Origin of the sequence: Nitrincola alkalilacustris, from assembly GCF_008973755.1 — a bacterium.
Lineage (GTDB): Bacteria > Pseudomonadota > Gammaproteobacteria > Pseudomonadales > Balneatricaceae > Nitrincola > Nitrincola alkalilacustris.
Window position 1 is genome coordinate 504,803 of record NZ_WBOM01000002.1, and the last position, 14,074, is coordinate 518,876.

General features: G+C 53.7%; 9 protein-coding genes. 6 read left to right on the forward strand and 3 right to left on the reverse strand.

Annotated elements, in window-relative coordinates; all coding sequences use genetic code 11:
- Window positions 1-5: 5 nt before the first annotated feature.
- Both cysE and F7R27_RS05195 read right to left on the reverse strand, forming a co-directional pair.
- Entirely contained in the window at window positions 6-803 is a 798-nt protein-coding gene (cysE, locus tag F7R27_RS05190; RefSeq protein ID WP_151703141.1) for a serine O-acetyltransferase, read from the reverse strand.
- Between the two features lie 94 nt (window positions 804-897).
- Window positions 898-1,728 (reverse strand): substrate-binding periplasmic protein, encoded by an 831-nt coding sequence (locus F7R27_RS05195; RefSeq protein ID WP_151703142.1) that lies wholly within the window; start codon window positions 1,726-1,728, stop codon window positions 898-900.
- 182 nt (window positions 1,729-1,910) lie between these two features.
- Between F7R27_RS05195 and F7R27_RS05200 the strand changes: the two genes are divergently transcribed.
- Window positions 1,911-4,337, forward strand: coding sequence for a Lon protease family protein (locus tag F7R27_RS05200; RefSeq protein WP_151703143.1), 2,427 nt, complete (start codon window positions 1,911-1,913; stop codon window positions 4,335-4,337).
- Complete coding sequence (locus F7R27_RS05205) at window positions 4,334-5,131, forward strand: hypothetical protein (RefSeq protein WP_151703144.1); 798 nt, start codon at window positions 4,334-4,336, stop codon at window positions 5,129-5,131. The genes F7R27_RS05200 and F7R27_RS05205 overlap by 4 nt, the downstream gene beginning before the upstream one ends.
- 20 nt (window positions 5,132-5,151) lie before the next feature.
- On the opposite strand, the gene F7R27_RS05210 is transcribed toward F7R27_RS05205, so the two are convergent.
- The gene (locus tag F7R27_RS05210) at window positions 5,152-5,922 is read right to left on the reverse strand and encodes an amidohydrolase family protein (RefSeq protein WP_151703145.1); all 771 of its coding nucleotides are present in this window, start codon (window positions 5,920-5,922) and stop codon (window positions 5,152-5,154) included.
- Window positions 5,923-6,097: 175 nt separating this feature from the next.
- On the opposite strand from F7R27_RS05210, the gene F7R27_RS18690 reads away from it, so the two are divergent.
- Genes F7R27_RS18690 through F7R27_RS05225 form a run of 4 tightly spaced genes read left to right on the forward strand, consistent with a single transcriptional unit; the run spans window position 6,098 to window position 14,047 of the window.
- Complete coding sequence (locus F7R27_RS18690; protein ID WP_206060379.1) at window positions 6,098-7,045, forward strand: acetoacetate decarboxylase family protein; 948 nt, start codon at window positions 6,098-6,100, stop codon at window positions 7,043-7,045.
- Between the two features lie 14 nt (window positions 7,046-7,059).
- Window positions 7,060-9,252, forward strand: coding sequence for an NAD(P)-binding protein (locus F7R27_RS05215; protein WP_206060380.1), 2,193 nt, complete (start codon window positions 7,060-7,062; stop codon window positions 9,250-9,252).
- A complete protein-coding gene (locus F7R27_RS05220; RefSeq protein ID WP_151703146.1) occupies window positions 9,249-13,148 on the forward strand; it encodes a response regulator in 3,900 nt (1,299 codons plus the stop codon). Before F7R27_RS05215 ends, F7R27_RS05220 begins: the two co-directional genes overlap by 4 nt.
- Window positions 13,145-14,047, forward strand: a complete 903-nt coding sequence (locus F7R27_RS05225; RefSeq protein ID WP_151703147.1) for a GGDEF domain-containing protein — start codon at window positions 13,145-13,147, stop codon at window positions 14,045-14,047. The genes F7R27_RS05220 and F7R27_RS05225 overlap by 4 nt, the downstream gene beginning before the upstream one ends.
- Window positions 14,048-14,074: the final 27 nt, after the last annotated feature.

Consider the following 14,074-nt stretch of genomic DNA (forward strand, 5'->3'; position numbering starts at 1 on the left):
AAATATTATTCGCCGCCACTCTCGATCTCCTGATCCATCGCCAGTGCCGGTTCAGCGCAGCCGGGATGACCAACGACACGGGCGGGTACCCCGACAACAGTGCAGTGTGGTGGCACATCTTCGAGTACCACGCTGCCTGCACCGACCTTGGAGCCGGCACCGATACGGATGTTGCCCAGTATCTTCGCACCGGCACAGATCAGTACACCGCGCTCAACCTTGGGATGGCGGTCGCCAGTGTCCTTGCCAGTACCTCCCAGCGTGACCTCCTGCAGCATGGAGACGTTATCCCCCACGACAGCGGTTTCGCCGACCACCAGCCCGGTGGCATGATCAATGAACACACCACTGCCAATACGGGCTGCAGGGTGAATATCTACACCGAAGACCTCTGAGATGCGGCTTTGCAGATAGAGTGCCAGAGCACGGCGGTTCTTTTGCCAGTACCAGTGGGCTATGCGATACGCCTGCAGCGCATGAAACCCCTTGTGATTTAGGTAGGGGTTGGCCAGGCTGTTGGCGGCAGGATCACGATCGACGGTGGCGCACAGGTCCTTGCGTGTGATATCCGCGATATCTGACGAGGTATGAAGTGCCTGCCACAGTACTTCACGCAGGCTCATGGCAGGGAGGTCCAGCGACGATAGCTTACCTGCCAGCAGATAGGAGAGGGAGTCCTCAAGCGTATCGTGATTGATGACGGTGGCATGAAAATAGCTGGCGAGAACCGGCTCACTCAGGGCCAGTGAGGTGACTTCATCACGCAGGGCATTCCAGACATTGTCATTTTCCGGGGCTGACATACAACTCTATTCCTGTTGCCTGAAGCAGGCGAGCTGAAGGCAGGCCTGCAGTTTATGGTTGGCTTATGCAGACAAGGTAACTCAAGGGCAGGTGTTATTCCAGTTCAGAGAGCAGATCATGTGCCTCGTAGATCTCTCGTATCCGACCGGATTCCACCATCTCCAGCAGCGACTTATTCAGATCGTCATAAATATGGAAATGGGGTGACTGGCGTGACATGCCGTAGTAGTTGCCTATTTCGTTGAGGTAGCGATAGTGCGCATAGCTGTATTCACTATGGCCCAGCTTCTCCAGTGCTATCTCTATTGCAGATTGATCCAGAATAACCATGGTGTCAAAGCGCCCATGGATAAACATCTGAGCCATATTCGTATCATCTACTGATTCAATTTTCTGCAGCAGCTCATCCTGGTTGAAGCGATCAAAATAGGCAGTGCCTCGCTTGACCCCGATGGTCATATCATACAGGTCTTCATAGGACTGTATCCTGCCCTCTTCACCGGGTCTGACCAGAAACAGTATATCCCGGCGCTGTGTGGCAATGGGGCCGAGAAAGGCGACGAATGCCTCGCGTTCCTGGTTGCGTATTGTGCGCGGTACCAGATCGATCGCACCTGTCTGCAGCTCTTCGTAACTGCGTGCAAAGGGGCGATTCGTCCAGTGAATGCTGTAGCCTGTCCTCGCGGCGGCCTCCTCAAGAATATCCTTGAGTGGACTGATCATGCGGCTGTACTGTCCATCAAACACCATTTCAGGTGGGCGGTGACGAAAGTCAGCTCTCAATACTTTTGAAATCTCTGTTTTCCCTGCTTGAGCATCAAGCGTGTCAGACACTGCCAGATTGACTGAGCCAGCAAGGGCTGCTGCCATGATCAGCATGACAGCCAGAAACCTGGATGTGGTGGCTGTACTGGTTGTATGCATATGAAATTTCCATGCTGTTATGACATTTTTAATTTTAGGTCATAACTCGCCGTTTCGCGGGTTGCTCCGAATGTTCAGGCTGTTTGTCTGATGTTCGGGTAGATCAGTGCCGGGAGACTGCTAGACTTGAGTGAAGGTAGATACGATTTTCCGAGAGTAGCGGTGATGATAAGGAGATAAGCATGTCCCCGATGATACCTCTGACAGCTGATCAGTTGTACAGCCATTGTGAAGGCAGCACGCTGGGGTTTGATACAACAGCTCAACTGAATGACAGTGTATCGACCGTTGGACAGGATCGTCTGCTCAAGGCTTTGTCGTTCGGGGCAGGCATCCGCAGCAAAGGCTTCAATGTGTTTGTCATGGCGCCGGAAAAGAGTGGCCACCAGCAGATCGTGGAGTCCTTTCTGCAGACGCGTGCGGCTGGTGAAGCGGTGCCATTGGACTGCTGCTATGTGTATAACTTTGATAAACCTGTAGCTCCGAAGTTGCTGCAGTTGCCGGCGGGGCTGGGGCAACGCTTTGCCCGTGGGCTGGAGCGCCTGGTGGATGAGTTGCGCAGCGCCATTCCCGCGGTTTTTGAAACAGACGAGTATCGCAGCCGCGTGTCTGATCTTAATCAATCACTGGCTGAGCGTCAGGCGGCGGCAATCATGGAGGTCAAGGAGGAAGCTAAAAAAGAGGGAATAGTACTGCTGCATACACCGACCGGTTATACCCTGGCGCCACGCAAGGGGTCAGAGGTGCTGGACTCAAAGGCTTTTCTGGCACTGCCCGAAGAGGAACGCAGGCAAATGCAGCAGGCGATAGGGCGGATAGAGTCGCAACTGCAGGCCGTATTGCAGGAGTTTACCCTGTGGCGCAAGGATACCCAGGAGCAGTTGCAGCATCTGAATGAAGAGATGGTGGTTTTTGCAGCGGGCAATGCAATAGATGAGCTGCGCAGTGAGTATTGGGACAATAATGCTATTTGCAGTCATATCGAGTCGATCCAACAGGATCTGAGTCGTCATGTAAATGTGTTTCTCGGGCACATGAATGAGGGTTCTCTGCCGGAGTCCCTGCTGGCGCGCTATCAGCTCAATCTGTTGGTGGATAACAGCGAGACTCAGGGAGCCCCGATCATCCATGAAGATCTGCCCAATCTGGGACGTACCCTGGGCAGGGTTGAACATCATGTGGTTCAGGGGGCGCTGGTCAGTGATTTCACGCTGATCAGGGCTGGAGCGCTGCATCGTGCGAATGGCGGTTATCTGGTTCTGAATCTGCGCAAGTTGATTTCGCAACCGATGGTATGGGAGGCGTTGAAGCGCGCACTGTTTGCTTCAGAGATCCGGATTGAATCAATTGAACGCTTCTATAGCCTGGCCAGCACTGTCTCTCTGGAGCCGGAACCTGTGCCACTCAACGTCAAGGTGATACTGATTGGCAGTCGCTATCTATACTACCTGATGGGCCAGTGGGACCCGGATTTTAACAAGCTGTTCAAAGTACAGGCGGACTACGCGGATGAGATTCCTGTCACTGAGAAAAACCTGTCTTTCTATGCCAGCTTTATTGCCGGGATTGCCAGACGTCATGAGCTGCGACCCCTCACAGCAGGTGCGGTTGCCAGAGTGATTGAGTATTCCAGTCGTCTGGCGCAGGATCAGACTTATCTGTCGGCTCAGGGGGAGAGCCTTTCTGACCTGCTGCTCGAAGCAAACTACTGGGCTGAGCAGGAGCAACAGTCAGTCATTGAGGTCGATGCAGTGCAGACGGCAATAGATGAAAGCAAGCTTCGCGCATCACGGATCCACGAACGCATGACCGAGAGTATCCTGACTGGCAAGAGCCTGATCGATACAGAGGGTGAAGTGGTCGGTCAGGTGAACGGCTTGACCGTCTATGATCTCGGAAATTACCGCTTTGGCCGTCCTGCCAGAATAACTGCTACGGCTCGACTGGGGCGTGGGCTGGTGATCGATATTGAGCGTGAGGCCAAGCTTGGCGGGGCTGTACATTCGAAGTCTGTACTGATCTTGTCGAATCTGCTCGGTTCCCGCTATGCCGGGGAGAGTAATCTGCCGATAGTGGCCAGTATCACGTTTGAGCAGTCCTATGGTCATATTGAGGGTGACAGTGCCTCGGTGGCCGAAGCCTGTGCATTACTGTCGGCAATCGCCAAAGTGCCGCTGAAGCAATGTTACGCCGTGACCGGATCAATCAACCAGCTAGGTCAGGTGCAGCCGATCGGTGGGGTGAATGAAAAGATAGAGGGCTTCTTCGAAATATGCCGATCACGCGGATTTGCGAAGGAGCAGGGGGTGCTGATTCCGGCCAGTAATCTGGTCAATCTGATGTTGAACAGTGATGTTCGCAAAGCCGTGGAGCGTAAGGAATTCAGCATCTATGCCATCGAAACCCTGGATCATGCACTGGCCTTGCTCAGTGGTTTACCGGCCGGTGAGCTGGATAGCGAGGGGGTTTATACTGAGGGTAGCTTCAGTCGTCTGGTTCAGGAACGATTGAAATATCTGAATAAGGTTCAGCATGAACAGTCACGTGACAAGAGCAAAGCAGATGACGGCAAAAACCTGGACAGTGAGGCGGAAGAGGGTCCGGCATGAAACGCATAGTCTATTACCTCGACAGCAGTCATCGCGGAATAACCGCTCTGGAGCAGGTGGCTAGCTTTGCTGCCCAGCGACAGGCGGAACTCAGAGCCGTGTTCATTGAGGATCAGAATCTGATGCGCTGTGCAGAGCTGCCCTTCGGGCGTGAGATAAGCCTGATGACCGGTCGTGCCAGACCCCTGCGTGTCGACAGCCTGCGACGACATTTGCGATTGGCGCATGACAGATACCGTGGTTGCCTTGAACAGCTCTCCAGGCGTCAGCCGCTGCGCTGGAGCCTTGAGGTTTCACACACGGCAGACCACGATTACCGGCGCACTGCTGCAACTGAAGAGGGGCTCTCTGAAGAGGAGCTTGAGGATGTACTGTTGGTGACAGATCATCCCGGTGAGAGCCCTGTTGCAGATATTCCCCGGTGGATCAGATTTCCGGGTGCTGTGATGCTGTTCTGGCAGGGAGGGCGTCAGTTCTCTCTTCTGCTGTTGTATTGCGATCAGATTGACAGCGCCCCTCGGCTGATTGAGTCTGCCCGCAGACTGGCCGAGAGAGAGCAATTGCCACTGATCTGTCTGTTGCCCGCGAAAAGTGACGAACTTCCACTGCTAAGGAGCATTATTGAAAACAGATTACCGGACAGCACTGTGCAGGAGGTATCTGAGTGGCAACTCAGACATCTGCTGACACTGACTGAAGGCCAGCCCTATCTCTTGCTACTGAGCAAGGAGAGTGATCTGTTGCAGGAGGGTTCAGTGTTGAAGTCGGCCAATGCCTGTCTGTTGCTGCCTTGACTCGAAGGGTTAATTTGGGGCTAGACACCTGAGCGCAGCCGATAGAAACGAATCGCATTGCCACTGAGGACCCGCTTGGCCTGATCGGGTTCAAGAGTATCGCAGATGAGTTGAATATCTTCATGACGAAAGCGAAGCGGAGCGCGTGTGGAGGGCAGATCACTGCCGAACATCAGGGCGTCGGGATTGGCGGCATAGAGTGCCTTTAAGGCAGAGGGAATATCAAAGTCGACACGACTGAAGCCGCTGGCCTTCACCTTAACCCCCTTTTCGGCCAGATGCAGCAGTGTTCTGAAGGCGCGTCGGTTGAGTCCGAGATGGTCAATGCTCAGCGCTGGCAGGGATTCAAGAATCGGGCAGAGCTCAGCCAGCATCTCGCCATCCGCGTACACCTCGGCGTGCCAGCCGACTGTTTCGTAAACGCGTCTTGCAAATTTATCCAGGTAAGAGACCGCTCCACCGCCTCCACGCTTGAAATTGAAACGTATCGCGCGAACGCCCAGGTGGTTGAGTCGAATCAGTTCTTCATCTGATACCGTCGGGGGGAGCTGGGTGACACCAACAAAATGGTTGCCCAGTTGCTTCAGCGCCTCCTGCAGATAGCTCTGATCCTGTGCCTGAAAGGATCCCGAGACAACGACACCGCCCGCCAGCTCATAGTTCAGCATTTCTGCGAGGTAGTGCTCATGGGTGTACTCATCCGGGAGGTAGCCCTGGTTGGCGACCAGCGGAAAGCGCGGGTCTATGATATGCAGATGAGCATCAAATACTTTTATCTTGTTATAGCTCATGCTGCAGCATCTCCAGCTCCAGTGACTGTTCAGGAGGAGCAGACTCTATAGCCGAGTGCCGGCCTGAGTCTGTCATATGCTTCTCCTATGATAGGGTTTGGGTTTTCTTTTGTATCAATTTAATGCATCTTTGACGGATCTCAACCTGAAGAAACAATAATAACAAGGAGCGACCATGTCAGATCAGACACCCTACGCCCGTTTTCCTGGACAAGTCATCGCTGCACCACCCTGTCGTATGCTGAATGCCAATATGTATGGCTTCTTCATCAAAGGGAATGTCGTCAATATCCAACAGTATATAGATGAAACGCTGAATGTGGTGCCGTTGGGGCAGGATCGCTTCCAGGCACTGATGTCCTACTGCATGCTCACCTTCACCGATATCGAGAATATCAAGCCGGTATCAGAGCCCTATGCCAGTCAGGGCTGGTTTCAGGAAACCGATATCATCATCTGGATACCGGTTGCGCGCATGCAGGGTATGAAGATCAAGAAAATTTACTGGTATCCTGCGTTTATCTGCGTGAACAACATCTATGCACTGGTCAATGGGCGTGAAATCTGGGGCTTCAACAAGTACCTGTGTGACTATCAGATGCCCTCAATCGGTGCCGATCCAGACCTGTTCAGCATGACTGTAGATGCCTTCACACACTTCTCGCCGGATACCAAAATGGCGCCGGTTGAGCTGTTTCGCGTCGAGAAGGTCACAAGCGGTGAGGAGAAACCGCTGGCAGATCTGTCTGAGCTGCTGCGGGAGGGCTTCGATCTGATGAGGTCTGATGCGGACTGTTTCAAACTGGATCTGGAGGATCTGGCAAAACTGGTAGCGGATTTTTTCCATCCTCAAGTTGATCAGCTATTGTTAAAGCAGTTTCCGGATGGTGAAGGGCAGAATGCGGTGTATCAGAAACTGCTGCATTCACCCTCGGTGGTACAGAAGCTGCATGATATCAAGTTGTATGGACATGCCTTTGAGTTCACGCTCAATCAGGTGGATATGTTTCCACTGCAGGATATGTTCGGCATTCAGGTGGGTACTCAGAGCAGTGTGCTGAACTTTAATGTATTGTTTGACTTTAATCAGCAGGCTGCCTTTGAGCTGACCAGCGAAGACTGATAGGGATAGGGATGATGTCAGATTCAGCACAACCACAGAAGATTGCCATTCTGGGCGGCGGCGTGGCAGCCATGACCGCAGCCTTCTACCTGACCGAGACGCCGGATTGGCAGTCAAAATATCAGATAGATGTTTATCAGCTCGGCTGGAGGCTCGGAGGTAAGGGGGCGAGCGGGCGCAATCCCGAGATGGGTGAGCGTATCGAGGAGCATGGCCTGCATATCTGGTTTGGCTTTTATGCCAATGCTTTTCGTACCATACAGACCTGCTATGAAACGCTGGACAGACCACCTCAGGCACCGCTTGCCACCTGGCAGGATGCCTTCAAACCGCATGACTTCATAGTGTTGCAAGAGTGGATCGATCAGCAGTGGCAGAGCTGGCCTCTGATGTTTCCCGAAGTACCCGGTAATCCGGCCCATAGCAATGAAGAGCTGAGTATCTGGGCACTGCTGAGTAAGCTCTATTACTGGATCAAACAGTTCATGCAGCAGTTGCAGGCACATCCTCAGGCGGCTGCAGTGGATGCGACACTGAGTGATCCTGCCATCACGGGTGCACATCCTGCTTTCAAACAACTGGCCAGCTATCTGTCAAAAGATGCCGACCTGCTGGCGTCACGCTTTCAGACCGATATCAAGGAAGCACTGGATCTGACCGGTGAAATGCTGGAGGGACTGGCTCAGGGTGATAAGGCGGTTGCCACGCAACACGGAAGTGTCCTGCATTTTCTGCTAAAGCAGCTTAAACATTGGCTCGATGATCGCTTTGATCACTTGCTGGATACTCATGCCGAGATTCGCAGGCTCTTCATCATGGCGGATCTGGGGCTCTGCATCGGGATAGGCATGCTGGAAGATGGCGTACTGGAACAGGGGTTTGATGTCATCAATGATATCGATTTCATGGACTGGCTGCGCAAGCACGGTGCCAATGAGCAATATACCGTCAATTCGGCACCGGTGCGTGGCTTTTACGATCTGGTTTTTGCTTATGTCGATGGGGATATATCCCGCCCCAATGTCGAGGCTGGAACCCTGCTGCGTGCCATGATGCGGATCGCGCTGCTGTACAAGGGCGGTGTCATGTGGAAGATGCAGGCAGGCATGGGGGATACCATCTTTGCACCCATGTATGAGGTGCTGAAGCGGCGTGGCGTGAACTTCCATTATTTCCATCAGGTCAACGAACTGGTGCCCGAGGGTAACAGCATTGCCGAGATCCGTATGACCCGGCAGGTAGACCTGCGCGATGGCCTTGATATTTATGAGCCCCTGGTGGATGTGAAGGGGCTTCCCTGCTGGCCTTCAGTGCCCAATTACCAGCAGATAAATCCGGTACAGGCCCAGTTGCTGCAAGATAACCATATCAATCTGGAGTCCTTCTGGAGTGACTGGCCTGAGGTCTATCAACGTCAGTTTGGTGAACCGCTTTCCACTCTTCACCTGAGAAAAGGGGTAGATTTCGATAAGGTGATCTTCGGTATTTCGGTCGGATCCATTCCACATCTTTGTCCGCAGTTGCTGGTGCAGGATAAAGGGCTGGATAAGATGGTGGGCAGTGTTAAAACCGTGGTGACCCAGGCCTATCAGATCTGGACCGATACCACGCTTGCCAATATGGGCTGGACCAATCAGCCGGACGGCCAGCAGCCGGTGTTGAGCGCATTCACGGAGCCCTATGATACCTGGGCGCCGATGGATCAGTTACTGTGTCGTGAAGACTGGCCACCTGCGTTGGAGCCCAAAAATGTGTCCTATTTCTGCAGTGTGCAGCCTGTGTCCGACTTTCCGCCACCCTCTGATCATGCTTTTCCGGCACGCTGTCGGGCCGAGGCCCGGGACGGTGCCGTGAATCAGCTGCAGCAGGATATCTGGAATCTGCTGCCCTCGGCTGCTTCGCCAGGGGAGTTCGACTGGTCAATCCTGATCGACCCGTTGCAGCGCAAGGGGAAAGCGCGCTTTGATGCCCAGTACTGGCGCAGTAATATAGACCCCTCCGAACGCTATGTGCTGTCGGTTGTGAACAGCAGTCAATATCGACTGGGTACGAATGAGACCCTGTTTGATAACCTTTATCTGACCGGTGACTGGATCCGCACGGGGCTGAATGCCGGTTGTGTCGAGGCGGCAACCATGGCAGGCATGCACACATCTCGTGCCATCTGCGGCCTGCCTGCTGTTATCGTAGGAGAAAAAGATCTGTGATATCTGTTACCCCCTGCCTGCAGCGAGTCTTGCTCGTCCTGCTACTGTTTATCTCCACCTGGGCCGTTGCAGAGCAGGAGCATGCCTCTACGCTTTGGGCCAGCGATCTGCAGGGGGTTGATCTAATGAAATCGGGGAGATTGCTCAGGGGAAATTCTGAGCAGTTTCCTCATGATGTCGGTGATATTGATGAGTGGCTGGAAAGGCTTGAGCCATTGGACAAGGTTGCCTTTGATGGCGACGCCTTCTGGTTGCATGCCCGTATCACCAATGATACCGAGCATATTCATTGGGCACTCTACCCCTATGGCTCGGTAGTTGAACATATCACGCTGAGGCTTTACTCATCGGTTGGCATGCAGGAGGTGAAAACCGGCTATCGACATGATCATGAGTTTCAGTACCACTATGGTGGCTCGGTCAGGCTCCTGCCCGGTGAGAGTTATGATCTGGTAGTACTCTTCGAAAGTGATTTTTTCTTCGCCCCCACCAAGATTCTTCTGAAAACAGAGGCTGACTTTGCTCGTCTTGTGACCTGGGAGAATGCATTGATCATGCTCTGCCTGGGCATAGGGCTGGCGCTGGCGATCTATAACTTCTTCGTGTTTGTCGGGGCGAGAGACAAAACCTATCTCTGGTACTCACTGTTTGTACTGTGCTGGGTCTGGGGTTGGGCGCAGGTACTGAATGTGCATGCTGAGCTGTTCGACTTCAGAGCGCCGGGTCTGCATATGGTCGGTTTTCTGCTCCTGCCACTGTTCAATACTCTGTTCTTCATACGCCTGCTGAATCTGTGGCGGCATCACCCGCGTGCAGCCAAGTTTGGCCTGGCCATAGCGGCGCTTGGTGTGATAGGCATCCCCTTTTCACTGGTGTCGCCCGGATGGGGGCTTATTTTTGCGACCATCGCCACCGCGGGGATGATGATGACAGGGCTTTATGTCGGTTTCATGTCCTGGCGCAGAGGGTTCCGTCCGGCACGATATTTCCTGCTGGCTTACATCACGCTGCTGATCCCCAACATGATCGGTAATATGCTGAATCTCGGCATTCTGCCCAGTATCAATGTCAATATCTACCTGCTTGGGCTGGTGGGAGTGACGCTTGATGCGCTGCTGCTGGCGTTTGCCATGGCAGACAAGGTACGACTGATCAGTGAAGAAAACAGGGATCTGACGCTGCATCTGGAGCACAAGGTGCGACAGCATACCGCAGACCTGCAGAAGAGCCTGCTGGAGCAGGAGGCCATTCTGGATAATGCACTGACCGGCATAGCCTTCCTCAGGGATCGTGTGATTCAGCGCTGTAACACCGGATTCGAACAATTGTTTGGTTACCGTCAGGGAGAACTGAACGGTCAATCCACCCGAGTGCTCTATACCACAGAGAAACAGTTCGCTGAGCAGGGGGATCAGGCCTATAGAACTATTTTGTCGGGTGATCCCTATCATGCGGATCTTCAGATGGTGCGCAAGGATGGCAGTCAGATCTGGTGCACCACCCATGCCAAACTGGTCGATTCACGAGATCCGGACAAGGGGGTTGTGCTGGTCACTCAGGATATCACCGCACGCAGACAGGCTGAGCTGGAGCTGGTGGATGCTAAACGCAGGGCTGAGGAGGCCGCTGAGTACAAGTCGATGTTCCTGGCCAATATGAGCCATGAGATCAGAACCCCGATGAACGCGATCATAGGTATGAGTCGACTGGCTTTGAAAGCCGGCCCTGATACTCGTGTGCGCAACTATCTCCAGAAAACGCTGACCGCTGCGGAAAATCTGCTGGGTATCATCAACGACATCCTGGACTTCTCCAAGGTAGAGGCTGGTAAGCTGGATCTTGAGGTTGCATCTTTCGATCTTGATGATGTGCTGGATCACCTGGCCGATATGATCGTGATGCGCTGCGATCCGAAAGGGGTCGAGGCGATACTTCGAGTGGCGCAGGATGTACCGATCCATCTGATTGGTGACTCCCTGCGACTGGGGCAGGTGCTGACCAATCTGGCCAGCAATGCGGCCAAATTTACCTCACAAGGCGAAATTGTGGTCGGGATCCGGGTTGTCGGTCGCACTGGTGAACGCATACAACTGGAGTTCTCGGTCAGTGATACAGGCATCGGCATGGATGCTGATCAGGTATCGGCACTGTTCCGGCCCTTCACTCAGGCAGATGCCACCATTACCCGGCGCTATGGTGGCACTGGGCTGGGGCTGGCGATCAGTGCCCAGTTGGTGGATCTGATGGGTGGTCATATAGAGGTGGAGAGTCAGCCGGGTGTAGGCAGTCGTTTCAGCTTTGTACTGGAGTTTGGGCTTGATCCTGAATATACGGGCAGCCAGTTGAGAGCAGGCTTGCCACCATCTCGTATTCTTGTGGTGGATGACAATGTGATTGCACGCGAAGTGATGGCGGAGATGGTTGGCTACTTCGGTCTGGATGTTGTTACCGCTGAATCTGGGCCTGCTGCTCTTGCGATACTTGAGCGCGCCAGTGAGCAGGGTCAGGCATTTGATCTGGTGCTGATGGACTGGCGCATGCCGGGATGGAACGGTATCGAAACTGCACGTCGGATCCGAACGGATAAACGGCTTGCCAGCGCACCGGCAGTTCTGATGGTCACCGCTTTTGCGCTGGAAGATGTGATGCGGGATGCGGCAGATGCCAACCTGGATGGATTCCTGATCAAGCCGGTACACCCTGCCTCACTGTATCAGCACCTGCAGGATATTCTGAGCCCCGACAGTGCAAGGCTTCAGTCCGGCATGGATCTGGAAGAGCTGAATCAGGAGACTCTTGTTGCCTTGAAATTGAGACGAGGTGGCAGAGTTTTGATCGTTGATGATAATGCGATCAATCGGGAAGTGGCGGTAGAGATGCTCTCTGAGCTCAGAATAAACCTTGATCTTGAACTTGCCGTCAATGGTGAGGAGGCTCTGACCAAAGCCCGGAAAGGTGAGTTTGATCTGATATTGATGGATATTCAGATGCCTGTGATGGATGGGCTGGAAGCGACACGTCGTATCAGGCAACTGGGTGATCAGTGGTCATCAGATAATCTGCCGATCATTGCCATGACCGCTCATGCGCTGGCCAGTGATCATGAGGTCAGCCTCAAGGCTGGCATGAATGACCATATCACCAAGCCGATCAATCCGGATCATCTTTATCAGACGCTGGTTAAGTGGATGAAACCCATCCCGCAAGAGCGCTACTCAAGTGCACCTGAGGCTGACAGTTATCTGGCAGAGTCCAGCCCGGTCAGTCAGAGGGAAGCAGGAGATGAGCAACTGCCGACAATCGAAGGGGTTGACTGGGAACTGGCACTGAGCCGGTTGAACCAGAACCGCGAACTGTTGTTCAGACTGATAGATAATTTCCGCAGTACCTATAGCGATGCGTCAGCCAGCATGACGGATGCCTGTCGTACAGGAAAGCTGGATGAGGTGACAGACCAGGCTCACTCCATCAAGTCTGCTGCAGCCTATCTGGGGGCGCTTGAGCTATCCAGTCAGGCCAGTCAGGTTGAGGTTGCGCTGAGGCAGGGTAAACAGCAGGAAGCTGCAATGCTGATACCCGATCTGGTGAAACAACTGGATCAGCTCATCCAGGCTCTGAGCCGTATCAGACAGCCGGTCGAGGTTCTTGAGGAGGCACGGATACTGCCTGTATCAGAGTTGATGGAGCAGTTGACAAGGCTGGATCAGCTCCTGTCGGAAGCGAACACCCGCGCTTCCGATCTGCTGGATGAGCTGATGCCGGCGGTCAATAGTGAGTGTCAATCCTATCTCTCCAGAATACGTCTGGCGTTGGATGAGGTGGAGTATGAAGCCGCGCGTATACTTCTCAATGCTCTGGTGACCGATTTGGGCTATAGCCTGGGAGAGATGAAATGAGATCACTGCTGTCGGATAAGATATTGATCGTGGATGATCATGTCGGCAGTTTGCATCTGCTGGATAGTCTGCTGAAGGTGGATCATACGGTGATTCTGGCCAAAACAGGGGAGCAGGCGTTGGCGTTGGCGCGTCAGCAATCGCCTGATCTGATCCTGCTGGATGTGAGGATGCCTGATATGGACGGCTATCAGGTTTTAAAGGCCCTGAAAGGCGATGAGCGAACATCGACGATTCCGGTGATCTTCATTACCGGTCTGGATCGACCGGAGGATGAGGCTCAGGGGCTGCAGATGGGCGCTGTGGACTATATTGTCAAACCCTTCAACAGTCTGGTGGTCAGAGCGCGTGTCGCGACACATATCAAACTGGTGCGTCAGCGTCGCATGCTGGAGTTGCTGGCCAATATTGATGGCCTGACAGAGATGCCCAATCGCAGACAGTTCAACACCGTGTTTGAAGCGGAATGGCGGCGCTCACGACGTAATGGTTTGCCTCTGGCAATTGCAGTGGTGGATGTGGACTGCTTCAAACAGTACAACGACCATTACGGCCATGCCGAAGGCGACAGAGTCCTGCAGGCATTGGGCCGTCATCTGCAGCTGGCAGCCAAACGCCCGGGTGATCTGGCAGCGCGTATTGGTGGTGAAGAGTTTGTACTGATCATGCCCGGCACGGATGTGGATCATGCCTTGAAAGTATCCGAGGCACTGCGGCGCCAGATAGAAGCACTTGGCATCAAGCATGAGTTTTCGGAGGTTAAACCCTTCATCACTATCAGTATCGGCTTGGCCACCTCAGTAGAGGCGGCTATCGACTCCGCTGATATGCTCTTTCGCCGTGCGGATGAGCGCCTTTACAAGGCCAAGGGGCTTGGGCGCAATCAGGTGGTGGTATAAACCTGCCCAATAAGGTCGCTGTTGATG